Annotated in this window: 17 protein-coding genes and 2 tRNA genes; 15 read left to right on the plus strand and 4 right to left on the minus strand. The window is 66.4% G+C overall.

Translation table 11 applies throughout. The features are described 5' to 3' along the window. Positions 1–114: 114 nt before the first annotated feature. Both PV764_RS03330 and PV764_RS03335 read right to left on the minus strand, forming a co-directional pair. A complete protein-coding gene (locus PV764_RS03330; RefSeq protein ID WP_421116177.1) occupies positions 115–2,817 on the minus strand; it encodes a TonB-dependent receptor in 2,703 nt (900 codons plus the stop codon). 260 nt (positions 2,818–3,077) lie between these two features. Further along, positions 3,078–4,040: a LysR substrate-binding domain-containing protein gene (locus tag PV764_RS03335; protein WP_026069792.1), complete on the minus strand. Its 963-nt coding sequence runs from the start codon at positions 4,038–4,040 to the stop codon at positions 3,078–3,080. A gap of 238 nt (positions 4,041–4,278) precedes the next feature. Between PV764_RS03335 and PV764_RS03340 the strand changes: the two genes are divergently transcribed. The 6 genes from PV764_RS03340 to fdxA all read left to right on the plus strand — a co-directional run bounded on the left by PV764_RS03340 (position 4,279) and on the right by fdxA (position 8,973). Further along, positions 4,279–5,028: an SDR family oxidoreductase gene (locus PV764_RS03340; RefSeq protein WP_421116178.1), complete on the plus strand. Its 750-nt coding sequence runs from the start codon at positions 4,279–4,281 to the stop codon at positions 5,026–5,028. Positions 5,029–5,030: 2 nt separating this feature from the next. Continuing rightward, positions 5,031–5,651, plus strand: coding sequence for a 2-dehydro-3-deoxy-6-phosphogalactonate aldolase (locus PV764_RS03345; RefSeq protein WP_019183289.1), 621 nt, complete (start codon positions 5,031–5,033; stop codon positions 5,649–5,651). After that, positions 5,648–6,796: a galactonate dehydratase gene (gene dgoD / locus PV764_RS03350; RefSeq protein ID WP_019183290.1), complete on the plus strand. Its 1,149-nt coding sequence runs from the start codon at positions 5,648–5,650 to the stop codon at positions 6,794–6,796. Before PV764_RS03345 ends, dgoD begins: the two co-directional genes overlap by 4 nt. A gap of 6 nt (positions 6,797–6,802) precedes the next feature. Then, positions 6,803–7,708, plus strand: coding sequence for an SMP-30/gluconolactonase/LRE family protein (locus tag PV764_RS03355; RefSeq protein WP_421116179.1), 906 nt, complete (start codon positions 6,803–6,805; stop codon positions 7,706–7,708). Beyond that, positions 7,705–8,583 carry a 2-dehydro-3-deoxygalactonokinase gene (locus PV764_RS03360; protein WP_421116180.1) on the plus strand — a complete coding sequence of 293 codons (879 nt, stop codon included), beginning with the start codon at positions 7,705–7,707 and terminating at the stop codon, positions 8,581–8,583. Before PV764_RS03355 ends, PV764_RS03360 begins: the two co-directional genes overlap by 4 nt. A 66-nt stretch (positions 8,584–8,649) precedes the next feature. Next, positions 8,650–8,973: a ferredoxin FdxA gene (fdxA, locus tag PV764_RS03365; protein ID WP_019183294.1), complete on the plus strand. Its 324-nt coding sequence runs from the start codon at positions 8,650–8,652 to the stop codon at positions 8,971–8,973. Positions 8,974–9,066: 93 nt separating this feature from the next. Here fdxA and PV764_RS03370 read toward each other — a convergent pair whose 3' ends face one another. Both PV764_RS03370 and dapA read right to left on the minus strand, forming a co-directional pair. Continuing rightward, positions 9,067–9,591 (minus strand): hypothetical protein, encoded by a 525-nt coding sequence (locus tag PV764_RS03370; RefSeq protein ID WP_019183295.1) that lies wholly within the window; start codon positions 9,589–9,591, stop codon positions 9,067–9,069. A gap of 26 nt (positions 9,592–9,617) precedes the next feature. Continuing rightward, positions 9,618–10,511: a 4-hydroxy-tetrahydrodipicolinate synthase gene (dapA, locus tag PV764_RS03375; protein ID WP_343312368.1), complete on the minus strand. Its 894-nt coding sequence runs from the start codon at positions 10,509–10,511 to the stop codon at positions 9,618–9,620. Between the two features lie 164 nt (positions 10,512–10,675). Here dapA and PV764_RS03380 point away from each other — a divergent pair, with 164 nt between their 5' ends. The 9 genes from PV764_RS03380 to PV764_RS03420 all read left to right on the plus strand — a co-directional run bounded on the left by PV764_RS03380 (position 10,676) and on the right by PV764_RS03420 (position 16,437). Further along, positions 10,676–11,236 (plus strand): glycine cleavage system protein R, encoded by a 561-nt coding sequence (locus tag PV764_RS03380; RefSeq protein WP_019183297.1) that lies wholly within the window; start codon positions 10,676–10,678, stop codon positions 11,234–11,236. Between the two features lie 78 nt (positions 11,237–11,314). Further along, positions 11,315–11,794 carry a peroxiredoxin gene (locus PV764_RS03385; RefSeq protein ID WP_019183298.1) on the plus strand — a complete coding sequence of 160 codons (480 nt, stop codon included), beginning with the start codon at positions 11,315–11,317 and terminating at the stop codon, positions 11,792–11,794. Positions 11,795–11,875: 81 nt separating this feature from the next. Continuing rightward, complete coding sequence (locus tag PV764_RS03390) at positions 11,876–13,273, plus strand: PhoH family protein (RefSeq protein ID WP_019183299.1); 1,398 nt, start codon at positions 11,876–11,878, stop codon at positions 13,271–13,273. Next, entirely contained in the window at positions 13,270–13,776 is a 507-nt protein-coding gene (locus PV764_RS03395; RefSeq protein WP_019183300.1) for a hypothetical protein, read from the plus strand. The genes PV764_RS03390 and PV764_RS03395 overlap by 4 nt, the downstream gene beginning before the upstream one ends. Before the next feature lie 30 nt (positions 13,777–13,806). After that, on the plus strand, positions 13,807–14,478 hold the full coding sequence (locus tag PV764_RS03400) for a YoaK family protein (protein WP_019183301.1): 672 nt from the start codon (positions 13,807–13,809) through the stop codon (positions 14,476–14,478). 43 nt (positions 14,479–14,521) lie between these two features. Further along, positions 14,522–15,331 carry a bifunctional hydroxymethylpyrimidine kinase/phosphomethylpyrimidine kinase gene (gene thiD / locus PV764_RS03405; protein WP_019183302.1) on the plus strand — a complete coding sequence of 270 codons (810 nt, stop codon included), beginning with the start codon at positions 14,522–14,524 and terminating at the stop codon, positions 15,329–15,331. Continuing rightward, positions 15,328–16,167: an alpha/beta fold hydrolase gene (locus PV764_RS03410; protein ID WP_421116181.1), complete on the plus strand. Its 840-nt coding sequence runs from the start codon at positions 15,328–15,330 to the stop codon at positions 16,165–16,167. The genes thiD and PV764_RS03410 overlap by 4 nt, the downstream gene beginning before the upstream one ends. 62 nt (positions 16,168–16,229) lie before the next feature. Further along, a tRNA-Arg gene (locus PV764_RS03415) sits at positions 16,230–16,306 on the plus strand. Between the two features lie 54 nt (positions 16,307–16,360). Next, positions 16,361–16,437, plus strand: a tRNA-Arg gene (locus tag PV764_RS03420).

The following is a 16,437-nucleotide window of genomic DNA, read 5'->3' on the forward strand; positions in this document are numbered from 1 at the left end:
CCGGTGGAGCGGCATGCGGCCCAATGGCCACACGCCTGGAACAGAAGCTGCGGTCCTCCCTGCTTCGTGCTGGGGAGGTGCCACGAAGCAGGAAGGCCCGCAGACGGTCACGCGTTACAGGCTGGCGCGCAGGGTGATGCCGTAGCGACGATCGTTGATCACGAAGTCGCGGTAGCGCGTGGTGTAGCCCAGGTAGCTTTCGTTGCGGGTATCGAGCAGGTTCATGCCGTCCAGCGACACCGACCACACCTCGTTGATGTTGAACCGCAGCGAAGCGTCCAGCTGGCCAAAGCCCTTGTTGTAGACAGGCAGGTTGCCGGTGCCGTTGCCGGCCGTGGTGATCAGCCAGTCGCTGCGCCAGTTGTAGGCCGCGCGCGCCTGGAAGCGCGGGACTTCATAGCTGAGGATGACGTTGTAGCTGTTCTTGGAGAGCCCCTCCAGCGGCACCACCAACTGGCTGCCATTGGTATCGGTGGCATTCGGGCTGGGCGCCTTGGAGTCGACATAGGTGTAGTTGGTCTGCAGGCCGAAATGGCTCATCCAGCCCGGCAGGAAATCGAAGAACTGGGTGTAGCCCACCTCCACGCCCTTGATCTTGCCGTCATCGCCATTCACCGGGCGGGTGATCTCCCAGTTCTCGCCGGCGTAGACCTCATTGAACACCGCATTGGCGATGAACCCATCGACCTTCTTGTAGAAGGCGGTGCCGTACATCATCGAGCCTTGCCCGAAGTACCACTCCAGCGAGGTATCGAACTGGGTGGCCTCCATCGGCTTGAGGTTGGGATTGCCGGCCGAACCGGTGCGCCGGGTCACGCCACCCCCGGCATCGGCCGCGCTCAGGCTCAGGTTCGGGTTGAGCTTGTCGAAGCCCGGGCGCGAAATGCCCTTGGAGGCGGCAAAGCGCAGCTGCAGCTGATCGGTGAACATCCAGCGCAGGTTGAGGCTGGGGAGCACATCGGTGTAGGACTGCTCGACATTGACCGGCAGCAGGCCACCGCCTTCGATGTCGGTCCCGGTACGCACGCCGTCGGAGGTCACCTCGGTCCGCACCACGCGCACCCCGATGTTGCCATCGAACGGGACGCCCCAGTCATCCGCACCGAAGCGAAGGACGCCGTACGCGGCGTAGGTCTTTTCGCGCTGGTTGTTGATGTTGTTCGGCGAGAATTCCAGCGGATCTGCACCGAACGCGGCCAGGGTCTGCTCGTAATTCTCCACCGCGGCATCGGAGGCACTCAGGGTCGGCCCGAAGGTGTAGCTTTTGCCGCGGAAGAAGTCGGTGATCGGGTTCGGCACCAGGCCCACGTTCGGGAAATCGGCGAACGGCGCGCCCAGCCACATGAAGCGCCAGACATTGCCCTGGTTCTCGGCCTTGCGGTCGGTGTAGCGCACGCCGGCCTTGAAGCTGCGGGCGAAGCCATCCTCGAACGCCAGGTCCATGTCCGAGCGCCACGCGAACTCGGTGCCCTTGTTGTCGTCCTTGTTGTCCAGGTGGAACTTCCAGCCGACGTAGTTGGCCGGATCGGTGAGGTATCCCTGGTTGCCGACTGCATCGGTCACCGCCAGGTACGGCAGGTCGCCACTGAGGTCGATCGTGTAGAACGGCGTGGCGTTCATGCCGGTGCCCACGATGTAGCGCGTCCCCTTGGTGGTGGCATCGACGTACTGGACATCGGTGCTCAGGGTCAGGCTCGGGCTCACCGTCCACTTCGCGCCCAGCGAGTAGTCGGTGGTGATCGACTTGCGCTGGGTCAGGCTGGTGTTGGAATCGGCCGGGGTATTCTGGAATACGCCACTGACCAGTTCGTTGCGGTCGTTGACCACGATATCGCGCGCGCCCTGCATGGCATCGCCGCCGCTGTAGGCGAAGAAGGAATAGTCCTGCCAGCGGAAATCGTAGTCCGAGCGCAGCACCTGCGCCTGCACCTCGATGTCATCGCGCGGGCGCCACTGCAGCGCCACCGCGCCGGTGCGGCGCTTGCGCTCACCCACGGTGGTATTGACGCCGGCACCATGCGGGACGAATACCTCGGTCCCTTCGAAGCCGGGCAGGTCCGTCTGCGAATACCAGGGCTCCAGCGAGATCGTGTCCTGGCGGAACGGGCTGGTCTGCTGCGAGTAGTTCACCAGCAGGCCGACTTCGCCGATACCGGTCTGCCAGCGGTCGCTGAACATGCCCGAGAACGCGGGCTTGCTGTCATCGGCCAGATCGTAATGGTTGTACTGCAGGCTGCCGGCGATTTTGCGGCCCTCGTAATCGAAGGGCAGCCGCGTACGCAGGTCGACGGTGCCACCAAGGCCACCTTCGATCATTTCCGCCGACGGATTCTTGTAGACATTGACGCCACCGAGCAGCTCGGCCGACACATCCTCGAAGCTCAGGCCGCGACCGTCATTGGCGGTGAAGATGTCACGCCCGTTGAGCTCGGTGCGCACCTGGGTCAGGCCACGGATGGCGATCGTGCTGCCCTCGCCGTAGTTGCGGGTGATCTGGATACCGGAGATGCGCTGCAGTGCCTCGGCGACATTGTTGTCGGGCAGCTTGCCGATGTCCTCGGCCACGATCGAATCCACGATCTGCTCGGCATTCTGTTTGATCTGCTGGGCACGGGTCACGCTGCTGCGGGTGCCGGTCACCTGGACGGTGTCCAGCTGGGTCGCCGCGGTGGTGTCCTGGATATCACTCTGTTGCGCCATGGCCTGGCCGGCAACCAGCATCGAAACGCAGACCGCCAGCGCGCGGCGGCGCACAGCGGTGGGGGTGCGTGCAGGCACGGACGCGCCTGTCGCCCCACGGCAACAACGTACTGACATGATGTTTCCCTCCCAGGACACATGTGCTGACGGTGGACAGCGCTGCGAAGGCGGCGCTGCCTGTAACAATCAGGTTTTAAGGTGACCCCGACACCGGTGGAACCGACCCGGGGATCATCGCGGCCACCCTCGTGAGGGGTGGTAGCTGGCGGGCAGCTTAGGCAGCGGGAGCCATTCCATGCCAATAAAATATTGGGCCGGATGTATTCCTTCGGAGAATACCATTCACGGTGCCTATACCAGCAGGGGCCCGGCCCGTGTCAGCCGCTCCCGCGGAGCCCCGGATACAGCCAGCGCGCGGTGGTACGCAGGGCCAACAGCATGCGTTCGGCGGCGGGCGGCAGCACGTGGCCGCGCCGGTAGATGATCCCGAACGATTCCATGCGGACGCCCACATCGATCGGCAGCACGGTCAGCAGCTTGGCCTGGATGTAGGGCGCCACCGATTCCACCGGCAGCGCGGCGAGCAGATCGCTGCCGCGCAGCAGGCTGGTCATCACCGGCAATGAACTGGTCTCGATGATGTTCTGCGGGATCGGCAGGCCCTGTTCCAGGAACAGCGCGTCCAGCCGCGCGCGCAGCACGCTGTCGGCCGGGGGCAGGATCCAGCCATGCCGGGCCAGATCGGCATGGTGCAGATCATCGCGGTTGGCCAGCGGATGGCCGGCACGGGCGATCACCGAATGCGGTTCATCGGCCAGCGCTTCGAAGGCCAGGTCCGCCGCACCCTCCGGCCCGAGGATCCGGCCGATCACCAGGTCCAGCTGGCCGTCCAGCAGACGGGCCACCAGGGGCCGGCTGTAGTCCATCTCGACCCGGATCAGGATGTCCGGGAACTCGCGCTTCACCTCGGCGATCGCCTGTGGCACCAGGTTGGTGCCCGGGTTGACCACGGTGCCGATCGACACCTGGCCCCGATGCCCGCTGCGCAGCGCGGCGATCTCCTCCGTGGCCCGCCCGATCTCGGACATTGCCGAGCGTGCGCGCCGGATCAGCACGTGGCCGTACCAGGTCGGCTCCACGCCGCGGGCATGGCGCTCGAACAGTTTCACCCCGAGCATGTCTTCCATCTCCGCCAGCAGCTTGGACGCGGCCGGCTGGGTCATGGCGGCGGCCTCGGCCGCGCGCAGGACCGAACCATGTTCATGCAGGTGCAGCAACAACATCAAATGCCGGGTCTTGAGCCGGGAGGCATTTGTCCAGGGGCCAGGCGCGGTCGTCATCACACATCCGTTCTGCGTTGATCGCCGCATTGAATCACGGTATTCGACGGTGGAATAGATATCCCGAAAAATTTCATTTGATAAGAATACCTTCGCACGCAACCCTGATCGTATGGTTGCGCCGCCCCCGGCTGCCAGCCCGCCAGCGCCCCCCGCGCCCGCCGATTCCTGGAGCCTGCTTTGTCCGTCCCCGCTTTGTCGTACCGTCTGCCGTTGGCTCCCCTGGACACACTGTTCGATGAGTAAACGACTGCAGGACAAGATCGCGCTGGTGACCGGCGCGGCCAGCGGCATCGGTGCGGCCACCGCCGCGCTGTTCGCCGAGCACGGCGCCCGGGTGATCGGACTGGATCTCAATCCACCGCATGCCGTGGATGCCCGGATCGACCATCGCCTGGCCGACATCACCGATGCCGCCGCCGTGCTTGCCCTGGTAGAGGCCATCCGCGCCGAGCATGGCCGCGTGGACGTGCTGGTCAACAATGCCGGGGCCGATGTCTTCGCCGACCCACTGCAGCTGGAAGACGCACAGTGGGAACGCTGCCTGGACCTCAACCTCAAAGGCGCCTGGAACGTGTGCCGCGCAGTGCTGCCGGCGATGCTGGCGCAGCAGGCCGGTTCCATCGTCAACATCGCCTCGGTGCATGGCCACCGCATCATCCCGCACGCCTTCCCCTACCCGGTCGCCAAGCATGGGCTGATCGGGCTGAGCAAAGCGCTGGGCATCGAGTATGCGGCGCAGGGCATCCGGGTGAACTCGATTTCGCCGGGGCTGATCCTGGTGCCGCGGATCGAAGCCTGGTTCGCCAACAGCGCCGACCCGGCGGCCACGCGCCACGCACAGGAGCAGCTGCTGCCCTGCAAGCGCATCGGCGAGCCCGGCGAGGTGGCGCATACCGCGCTGTTCCTGGCCAGTGACGAAGCCCGCTTCATCAATGCCACCGACATCCTGATCGACGGTGGCCGTTCCCAGCTTTACCACGAGTAATCATGACCGCACCGACCTTCCATCTGCCGCTTGTCGCGATCCTGCGCGGCATCACCCCCGAAGACACCCTCGCTCACGTCGGCGCACTGGTGGATGCCGGCTTCGATGCGATCGAAGTCCCGCTGAACTCGCCACGCTGGGAAGACAGCATCGCCGGCGCGCAGCGCGCGTTCGGTGCACAGGCCTGGATCGGGGGCGGCACCGTGCTGCGCGAACAGCAGGTGGACGCATTGGTGGAGATCGGAGCACGCTTCATCGTCACCCCCAACACGCGGCCGGCGCTGATCCGCCACGCGGTGGATCGCGGCCTGCAGGTGATGGCCGGGTTCGCCACCGCCAGCGAGGCATTCGATGCGATCGATGCCGGTGCGCAGATGCTCAAGCTGTTCCCTGCGGCCACCTATGGCCCCGGCCACGTGCGCGCCCTGCGCTCGGTATTGCCGCGCGAGCTGCCGTTGTACGTGGTCGGCGGCGTGACCCCGGACTCCCTCGCCAGCTACCTCGCCGCCGGTGCGGTCGGTGCCGGGATCGGGGGCGATCTCTATCAACCCGCCCAGCCGCTGCAGCGTACCCGCGAGCAGGCCCAGGCGTTCCTCCAGGCCTACCGGACTACGCACGGATGAAGATCACCCGACTGGTTACCTATCACGCCGCACCGCGTTGGCTGTTCCTGAAGATCGAGACCGACGAGGGCATCGTCGGCTGGGGCGAACCGGTGATCGAAGGCCGCGCACGCACGGTGGACGCCGCCGTGCATGAGCTGTCGGCGTATCTGATCGGCAAGGACCCGGCCCGGATCAACGACCTGTGGCAGACGATGTACCGCGGCGGCTTCTACCGCGGCGGCGCGATCCTGATGAGCGCCATCGCCGGCATCGACCAGGCGCTGTGGGACATCAAGGGCAAGGCGCTCGGCGTGCCGGTCTACCAGTTGCTGGGGGGCCTGGTGCGCGATCGCATGAAGACCTACCGCTGGGTGGGCGGCGACCGGCCGGCCGATCTGGTCGAGCAGGTACATCGGTACCGCGCGCTCGGCTTTGATACGTTCAAGTTCAACGGCACTGAAGAGATGCAGCTGCTGGACAGCCCCCGCCGCGTGGATGCCGCCATCGCCAAGGTCGCCGCGCTGCGCGATGCATTCGGCGACAGCATCGACTTCGGCGTGGATTTCCATGGCCGGGTGGGCGCACCGATGGCCCGGGTCCTGCTCAAGGAACTGGAGCCATACCGGCCACTGTTCGTTGAAGAGCCGGTCCTTCCGGAGCAGGCCGAGTACTACCCGCGCCTGGCCGCAGCCACCTCGATTCCACTGGCGGCCGGTGAGCGCATGTACTCGCGCTTCGAATTCAAGCAGGTCCTCGCCAACGGCGGTCTGTCGTTGCTGCAACCGGATCTCTCGCATGCCGGTGGCCTCACCGAGTGTCTGAAGATCGCGGCGATGGCCGAAGCCTACGATGTCGCGCTCGCGCCGCACTGCCCGCTGGGCCCGGTCGCGCTCGCGGCCTGCCTGCAGTTGGATTTCGTCTCGCACAACGCGGTGCTGCAGGAACAGAGCATCGGCATCCACTACAACCAGGGCGCCGATCTGCTCGATTACGTGTTGAACAAGGACGACTTCCACTGCGACCATGGCAGCATCGCCGCCCTGCCCAAACCCGGGCTGGGCGTGGAAATCGATGAGGAGCGCCTGCGCCATGCCCATGAAAACCCGCCTGACTGGCGCAACCCGATCTGGCGCCACAGCGACGGCTCCGTTGCCGAATGGTGAGTGGCGATGAGCGTTGAGCTGGCCCCGGCCACGCTGGTGGTGGACAGCCGCTGCACCCATGGCGAAGGCGTGCTCTGGTGCGAACAGCGGCAGAGCGTGTTGTGGATCGACATCGCCGAGCGCCGGCTGTGGGAGCACCACCCCGCGCGCGGCACCCGCCGCTACTGGGTGCTGCCTGACCGCCCCGGCTGCATCGGCCTGTTCGACGACGGCACCTTGCTGGTGGCGTTGGTCAGCTCGCTGCACCGCGCAGATCTTGCCAGCGCCACCGACGACACCCTGCCCCTGCAGTGGCTTGCCGATGTGGAGCCCTACAAGCCCTATACCCGCAGCAATGATGGCCGCGCCGATCGTCACGGCAATTTCGTGTTCGGCACCATGAACGAGCACCCCGAGCGCGCTGCCGATGGCCGCTTCTACCAGTACTCCACCCGCCACGGCCTGCGCGAGCTGCCGCTGCCGGGCATCGTGATTTCCAACGCGATCAGCTTCAGCCTGGATGGCCGCACGATGTACTGGTGCGACTCGGTATCGCCGCGGATCATGGCCTGCGATTACGACCCCGAGCAGGCCAGCACCCGCAACGTGCGCGAATTCACCGCCCTGGCCGATACGGCGGCCGAACCGGATGGCTCGGCCGTCGATGCGGCCGGACGGGTCTGGAACGCGCAATGGCGCGCGCGCCAGGTCAGCTGCTATGCACCCGATGGCACTCTGCTGCAGGTCCAGCCGGTGCCGGTCAAACACCCCACCTGCGTGGCTTTCGGCGGCAATGACCTGCGTACCTTGTACGTGATCAGCTCGCGGCTGGACCACACGCCGGAGGAATTGGCCGCAAGCACGCACGCCGGCAGCCTGTTCGCCGCGCGCCAGGCGCAGCCTGGCCTGCCCGAGAGCCGGATCCGCAGATGATCGCCGTTGACTGGGGCAGCAGCAGCCTGCGCGGCTACCGGCTGGACCAGCACGGCGCCACCCTTGAGCAGCGCGCCAGTGCGCGCGGAATACTGCACTGCGATGGCAACTACGCCGACGTGCTGGCCGGGCTGGTCGATGGCTGGCCGGACAGCACGATCCTGCTCAGCGGGATGATCGGCAGCCGCAATGGCTGGATCGAGCAGGCCTATCTGCCCTGCCCGGCCGGACTGGCCGATCTCGCCGCAGCACTGCAGTTGCACCACGATGCACGGCTGCCTGGCCGTGATCTCTGGTTCGTGCCTGGCGTGGCCGTCCAGGGCGCGGGCGGGACGCCGGATGTGATGCGCGGCGAAGAAACCCAATTATTCGGCCTGGACAGCCGCGCAGGCCACGCCCATGTCTGCCTGCCTGGTACGCACAGCAAGTGGGCAACGCTGCACGATGGGGCGGTCACCGGTTTTGCGACCGCCATGACCGGCGAGGTGTTCGCGCTGCTGCGCCAGCACAGCCTGCTCGGCCGCCTGATGGACGACGGCGATGGTTTCGACGCCATCGCCTTCGCCCAAGGCGTGCAGCGCAGCGGCGATGCCGGTGGCCTGCTGCACCACCTGTTCGGCGTGCGTGCGTTGGGCCTGTTCGAGCGTCTCGCGCCTTCGGCCGCCCCCTCCTATCTCTCCGGCCTGTTGCTCGGCCATGAAATCCGCGACCTGGCCGCGCCCGGGGCCGAGGTGCACCTGGTGGGCAGTACCACGCTGACCACGCGCTATGCCCACGCGCTGAAGGTGCTCGGCAGGCCCCCCGTCGATGCGCCTGAAAGCCTTGCGGCGCGGGGCCTGTACCGTCTTGCGCGGCAGCGCGGCCTGCTCGGCTGAGCGCGCGGCCCCAGCATTCAGGCACAACCTGTTCTAGAATTGGTCGGCTTAACGCCGGATTTCCCCATGCCTTTCGTCGTCACTGAAAACTGCATCAAGTGCAAACACACCGATTGCGTGGAAGTGTGCCCCGTGGATTGCTTCCACGAAGGCCCCAACTTCCTGGTGATCGACCCGGATGAGTGCATCGACTGCACCCTGTGCGAACCGGAGTGCCCGGTCAACGCGATCTTCCCCGAAGACGACGTGCCCGCCGGGCAGGAAGTGTTCGTCGCCCTGAACGCCGAACTGGCCCAGGCCTGGCCGGTGCTCACCGTGCGCAAGGACCCGCCCGCCGACGCCGGCGAATGGGACGGCAAGCCGGACAAGCTGAAGCTGCTGGAACGCTGAGCCTTCCGGCGCTGGCGGCAACAAAAAGGGCGCCGAGGGCGCCCTTTTCGTTTCTCCGACCCGCAGCTTCGGTAGTGCCGGCCGCTGGCGCTTTTACGGAGCCAGCTTCGCCTTCAGCTCACCCAGCAGCTTGGTCGGTGCGGCGGCGGTCGCCGGCAGGCCACGCGGATCCACGGCCGACACATAGGCGCCGGCATCGACGGCCACCACGCGGACCAGGAAGTCGCTGCCTTCGAAGGCCACGTCATAGGAACCCAGCAGCTGTGCCTTGCTGGCGATCTTCACGCCTTCAACGGACTCCAGCGCGGTGCCGACCTTGGCGAACACCTCTTCCTTGGTGCCCGGCACGGTGAACCCGGCATTGTTGGCCGGTGCCTGGGTCGAGGACGGCGCCGGACGCGCAGACTGCGAGGCCAGCGTGGAGCTGGTGGCGGCGGTGGCAGCGGCCTGGCCGGCCGGGACGTTCAGATCCGGCGGCACTTCCAGCGGACGCACTTCCGGGGCCAGGGCGTAGTCGCCCTTGGCACCGCGCTTGAAGCAACCGGTGGTGCCGACGAGGGTGGCGGTAGCCAGGATCGCGAAGGACAGCACGCGGATGGCGGAAACGGATTGACGCATGGGAATCTCCTGGGTGACCACTGTGATCAGTGGTTGGATAGTGCTTCCAGCGCACCGATATCGGTGGCCAGGTGTTCGGCAGCGGCGTGGTGGGCCGCGGACAGGGGCAGCAGCGGCAGGCGCAGGCCGTCACCAATGCCGATCCGGCGCAGCAGGTCCTTCACCGGGATCGGGTTGGACTCCACGCCGCAGAATTCATGGAAGGGCTCCAGACGGGCATCCCACGACTCGGTCGCCTCGCGCTCACCGGCCGCTGCCAGGTCGCACATCCGCCGGTAGGCACCCGGCAAGGCGTTGGAACCGACCGAGATCAGGCCGTCCACGCCGGACAGGATCGAGCGCGCGGCCGTGCCGTCGTCACCACTGAGGATGGCGAAATCCGGCGAACGCAGGGCCAGCAGGCCATGCACGCGGCCGATATCGCCCACCGCTTCCTTGATGCCGACGATGTTCGGGTGGCTGGCCAGCTCGGCCACGGTCGCGGGCAGCATGTCGCAGCCGGTGCGGCCGGGCACGTTGTACAGGATGACCGGCAGGCCGCCCTGGTCGGCCACCGCGCGGTAATGCGCTATCAGGCCTTCCTGGGTGGGGCGCACGTACGGCGGGGTCACCACCAGCGCGTGCGTGGCGCCATTGGCGGCCGCCCGGCGGGTCTGCTCGATCGTTTTGGCCGTCCCGGACAGGCCGGTGCCGGCCAATACCGGGATGCGCCCGGCGACGGTTTTGACCGCACTGCGCAGCAACTGGTCGTATTCGTCGTCGGACAGGGCCGCGGCTTCACCGGTCGAACCGGCCACCACCACCCCGTGAACACCACCCTCCAGTTGCAGATGCAGCAAGCGCTGCCAACCGTCGGGATCCAATGCGCCGTTCGCCTGGAAGGGCGTCGCCAGCGCGGTGATGAGACCGGAAAGGGACAAGGACATCGTGCTCGGAAGAAAGGGGGCACCGTGCCTGCGTAAACGCCGGCCAGATGTACGTTGCATGTTACTTGCGGGTCGAAAGCGCGGGCAAGTATGCTGGACTCCGGCGAACGTGCCGTCGTCCGGCCGTTCAGACTCACCTTGCATCACCCGGAACCATCTTGACCGACACCACGCCGCGGCCTGCGCCGACCGAAAACCACCTCCTGATCAACGCCTATACGACGCATCCGGAGTCCCCCCTGCTGCCTGTGACCCGGCGTATCGCCGACAGTGGCTGCAATCTGGTCGACGCCCGCCTGGCCACGGTCGGCCGCGACGTCTCCGTCACCGCCCTGGCCACCGGCTCGTGGGACTCGGTGGCCAAGCTGGAGGCAATGCTGACCCGGCTGGAGCGTGAGGAAGGCCTGAAGCTGGTCTGGTACCGCACCGGTGCCAAGCAGGCCCAGTCCAACCTGCTGCCCTACATCGTGGAAGTGATCGCCGCCGACAAGCCGGGGATCCTGTTCCAGCTGGCCGATTTCTTCGACCGCCAGGGCATCACCATCGAAAACCTGCAGAGCACGCGTTACCGCGCGATGCAGACCGGTGCGGAAATGTTCTCCGCGCAGGTCACGATCGGTGTGCCGGCCAACATGCACATCGCCGCGCTGCGCGATGATTTCCTCGAGTTCTGCGATCACCTCAACCTCGATGCGATCATGGACCCGATGAAGTTCTGATGTTTCGCGCGCTCGTCACGGGCGCGCGGGGTTTCATGCAGTTGTAGTAGATCTACCCCAGGATCCGGAAAGGAACCCATGAACGACGGCGACACCCTGGACAGCACCACCCTCGCACTGCCGCTGGCCTTGTCCGGCGGCGAGACCACCACCCTCGGCGATCTGGCCGGCCAGTGGCTGGTACTGTACTTCTACCCCAAGGACAGCACCCCGGGCTGCACCACCGAGGGCATCGATTTCAACGCACTGCTCCCGCAGTTCACCCAGGCCGGCGCCCGCGTGTTCGGCGTTTCCCGCGATTCGGTCAAATCCCACGACAACTTCTGCGCCAAGCAGGGCTTCGCCTTCCCGCTCATCAGCGATGGCGATGAAGCGCTGTGCACCGCGTTCGACGTGATCAAGCTGAAGAACATGTACGGTAAGCAGGTGCGCGGCATCGAGCGCAGCACCTTCCTCATTTCGCCGGACAGTCGTATCGTGCAGGCGTGGCGCAAGGTCAAAGTGGCCGGCCACGCAGACACCGTCCTTGAAGCCCTGAAGGCCGCGAAAACCCAGTGACCACCCCGGCACCCCCAATGGCCATCACCCTGCCCCGCAGGTCGTGATGGCTTGTCCCTGTTCTGCCACCAGGAATTGACGATGACCCGAGGCAAGCGCATCTACGTACTGGATACCAACGTGCTCATGCACGATCCGACCGCGCTGTTCAAGTTCGAGGAGCATGATGTCTACCTGCCGATGCAGGTGATCGAAGAGCTGGACAACGGCAAGAAGGGCACCACCGAGGCCAGCCGCAACGCGCGCCAGGTCAGCCGTTTCCTCAATGAACTGGTGCAGGCTTCGGGCCTGGAGAACCTGGCCGACGGCATTCCACTGCAGCGCCCGAACGGGCTGCAGCTGCGCGGCAAGCAGAGCGTGGGCCTGCTGCGCTTCCAGACCAGCCACTTCGACGCCGGCAAGAGCTTCGGCGCGGTCATCCCGGACAACGCCATCCTCGGCGCGATCCTGGCCCTGAAGGAGCAGGTCCCGGAGATTCCGGTGGTGTTCGTTTCCAAGGACATCAACCTGCGGATCAAGGCGGCCATTGCCGGCATCGTCTCCGAAGACTACGAAAACGACCGCGCGCTCGACGATTTCAGCCTGCTCTACACCGGTGCCACCGAGCTGCCGGAAGACTTCTGGAAGAAGCACACCGACAACCTGCGCAGCTGGAGCGACAAGGGACGCACCAGTTACGAAATCATCGCCAGCGAAGACGAGAACTGGCATCCCAACCAGTACGCCTACCTGCCGGGCGACGATGAAGTCGAACTGCGCGTGGCCAAGGTAGACGGTGAGAAGATCACGCTGTCGCTGGTCAACGATTTCCGCCACGGCAGCCACGCGGTGTGGGGCATCAGCGCGCGCAACCGCGAGCAGAACTTCGCCCTCAACGCGCTGATGGACCCGGAGATCGATTTCGTCACCCTGCTCGGCACCGCCGGTACCGGCAAGACGCTGCTCGCGCTGGCCGCCGGCCTGGCCCAGACCATGGACCAGCAGCGCTACCGCGAGATCATCATGACCCGCGCCACGGTCAGCGTCGGCGAGGACATCGGCTTCCTGCCCGGTACCGAGGAAGAAAAGATGACGCCGTGGATGGGCGCGCTGACCGACAACCTGGAAGTGCTCACGCATACCCAGGAAGGCGGCGCGTGGGGCCGTGCGGCGACCAACGACCTGATCGCCAGCCGGATCAAGATCCGCTCGCTGAACTTCATGCGTGGCCGCACGTTCCTGTCGCGTTATCTGATCCTGGATGAAGCGCAGAACCTCACTCCCAAGCAGATGAAGACCCTGATCACCCGTGCCGGCCCCGGCACCAAGATCGTCTGCCTGGGCAACGTGGAACAGATCGATACCCCGTACCTGACCGAGACCACCTCGGGCCTGACCTACGCGGTGGACCGCTTCAAGAACTGGCCGCACAGCGCGCACATCACGCTGCGCCGTGGCGAGCGTTCGCGCCTGGCCGATTACGCTTCGGAGGTGTTGTGAGCCGTTTCCTGTCCCGTGCGGTCCTGCCGCTGGCGCTTGCTGCGCTGGCGGCCGCCTGCACGCCTGCCAATACACGGCCGGGCGCCAGCGTCCCGACCGCAGTCAAGACCGGCCAGTCCTGGGTGGTGACGCGACCGGTCGTCGCCGCCCAGGTCCTGGATACCTGCTCACGCTCCAGCCCCGGCCGCGAGCCGGGGCGCGTCACCGGCTACTGGGCCCCCAGCCGCCAACAGGTCGAACAGCTGGAAGCCCAGTTGCCGTCGCTGGAGGCGCAGGTGCCCAAGGCGGCCGATTTCGATCGCCAATACGTGGGCATCGAAATGGACGGCCGCCAGCTGATCTATCTCAACGCCTTCCATCTGCCCGACGATGCCGATATCGACCCGGCGCGCGATGCGATCCGGGTCTGCGATGGCGGCGCGCAGTTCTGGGGCGCGGTATTCGATCCGGCCAGCGGCAGTTTCTCCGATGTGCAGTTCAACGGCCCGCCTGCGGGCCGTTGATCGTGCCGTGACCCCCACCACACGCGCCGGATGAGCATCCGGCTGCCCACCTGGGTCTGGATCGGCGCGATCGCGCTGTCCTGCGTGGCCGGAATGGTCAACGTGGTCGGCTTCCTCGGCTTCGAGCACCAGGCGGTCAGCCACATGACCGGCACCACCAGCCAGCTCGGCATGGCGCTGGCCCAGCGCGACTGGCGCGTGGTCGGGCATCTGTGGGGACTGCTGATCGCCTTCTGCGTGGGTGCCACGCTCAGCGGCGTGATCATCCAGGACAGCGGCCTGCAGCTGGGCCGCCGCTATGGCGTGGTGCTGGCGCTGGAATCGCTGTTGCTGCTGATCGCGATCCCCTTGTTCAAACAGCAGCAGATCTGGGGCGCGCTCGCGGCGGCGATGGCCTGCGGCCTGCAGAACGCGATGGCGACCACGTTCAGCGGGGCGGTGGTGCGCACCACCCATCTCAGCGGCATGTTCACCGACCTGGGCATCGGCCTGGGTCACCTGCTGCGCGGCCTGCCACTGCCGATCCGGCGGCTGACCCTGAGCGGCCTGATCGTCAGCGGTTTCCTGGCCGGCGGCGTGATCGGCGCCGGGTTGTTCCTGCGCTTCGGTTACGACGCGCTGCTGGCGCCTGCCCTGCTGACCGGCGGCACCGGGCTGGGCTACGTGCTGTACCGGCAGTGGGCGCTGCTGCGGGCGCGCTGACGGCGCGGCAGCAATACGGCGGCAAACATTGCACAATCGAGGCATGACGCCTTCCAGCCCCGTTTCCGCCCTGACCATCGCCGGCTCCGATTCCGGCGGTGGCGCAGGCATCCAGGCCGACCTGAAGGCCTTCGCCGCCCATCGCGTACATGGCCTTTCGGCGATTGCCGCGCTGACCGCACAGAACACCCGCGGCGTCACCGCCGTGCACGTGCCGCCACTGGAGTTCCTGCAGGCGCAGATCGACGCCTGCTTCGCCGATTTCGATATCCATGCAGTGAAGCTGGGCATGCTCGCCAATGCCGAGGTGATCGGCCTGGTGGCCGATGCGCTGGAAAAGCACCGCCCGCCGCACGTCGTGCTGGATCCAGTGATGGTCGCCACCAGCGGTGCCAAACTGCTTGAAGACGCCGCCCTGGAGGCGATGCGCACGCGCCTGGTTCCACTGGCCACGCTGCTCACGCCCAACACGCCGGAAGCCGAGCTGCTGCTCGGCCGCCGCATCGTCACCGCCGAAGACGCCGAAGATGCCGCCGACGCGCTGCTCGAGCTGGGTGCCGGCGCGGTACTGCTCAAGGGCGGCCATCTGGATGAAGGCAGCCGCGTGATCGATCGCTACTTCGACGGCGTCACCCGCGACGAGTTCATCCACGCCCGGTTGCCGGTGGATGCGCACGGCACCGGCTGCACGTTGGCCTCGGCGATCGCCGCGCAGCTGTGCCAGGGGTTGTCGTTGCCGAACGCCTGCGAAGCGGCCATCGACTACGTCGCGCGGGGGCTGCAGAGCGGTTACTACCCGGGCCGCAGCGAGGTGCTGGTGATCGACCACTTCGGCGCGGCACGCCCGGCATGATCGACGCCTCCCCCCTGCCCGTGCAGACCGGCGATGGCCATCGCTTCGAACTGCTGGCACGCGTGCCGACGCAGCCACGCGCACGCCTGCTGTGGTTGCCGGCGCTGGGCGTGGCCGCGCGCCACTACCTGCCCTACGCCGATGCGCTCGCGGCGCGTGGCATCGCGGTGTACCTGCATGAGTGGCGCGGCAACGGCAGCAGCAGCCTGCGGCCGTCGCGCACGCAGGATTGGGGGTATCGCGAGATCCTCGAACACGACCTGCCGGCCAGCCTGGCCCAGATGCCCGAAGACGCGGTAACGCCCCTGATCATCGGCGGCCACAGCCTCGGCGGTCAGCTGGCCTGCTGCTTCGCCGGGTTGCACCCGCAGCGCTTCGCACGGGTGTGGCTGGTCGCCAGCGGCACGCCGTACTGGCGCACCTTCCCCGCCCCGCGTGGCTGGGCGCTGCCGCTGGTGTACCGCTTCCTGCCCTGGCTGGCCCAGCGCCAAGGGGTCCTGCACGGCAAGAAGCTCGGCTTCGGCGGCACGGAAGCGCGCGGCCTGATCCGCGACTGGTCACGCGTGGGCCTCAACAACCACTATGCGGCGGTGGGCATGGCGACCGATCTGGAGGCCGGCATGCGCACCCTGCAGGGCCAGGCCACTGCCGTGGTGATGGATCACGACTGGCTGGCCCCGCCTTCCTCGATGCAGGCCCTGCTGGCCAAGATGCCCGGCATGCGTGCGCAGCTCAGCGTGTTGAGTGCGCAGGCGCTGGGCATGCGTGCCGATCACTTCGCCTGGATGAAAACGCCGGAAGCCGTGGTGGAGCGCCTTTTTCATTCATTTGAATGAAGACCTTCACAAAAACCGTTGACGAATGCGACGCCGATCCGCATAATTCCGCTCCTGTTGACGCGCCCGTAGCTCAGTTGGATAGAGTACCTGGCTACGAACCAGGCGGTCGGGAGTTCGAATCTCTCCGGGCGCACCATCAACAGGGTATCGATTTCGCCGTCGGTATCAGTAATGAAAATTCGATGTAAATGCGCCCGTAGCTCAGTTGGATAGAGTACCTGGCTACGAACCAGGCGGTCGGGAGTTCGAATCTCTCCGGGCGCACCA

The sequence above is a fragment of the Stenotrophomonas sp. AS1 genome (assembly GCF_048957655.1).
Lineage (GTDB): Bacteria > Pseudomonadota > Gammaproteobacteria > Xanthomonadales > Xanthomonadaceae > Stenotrophomonas > Stenotrophomonas bentonitica_A.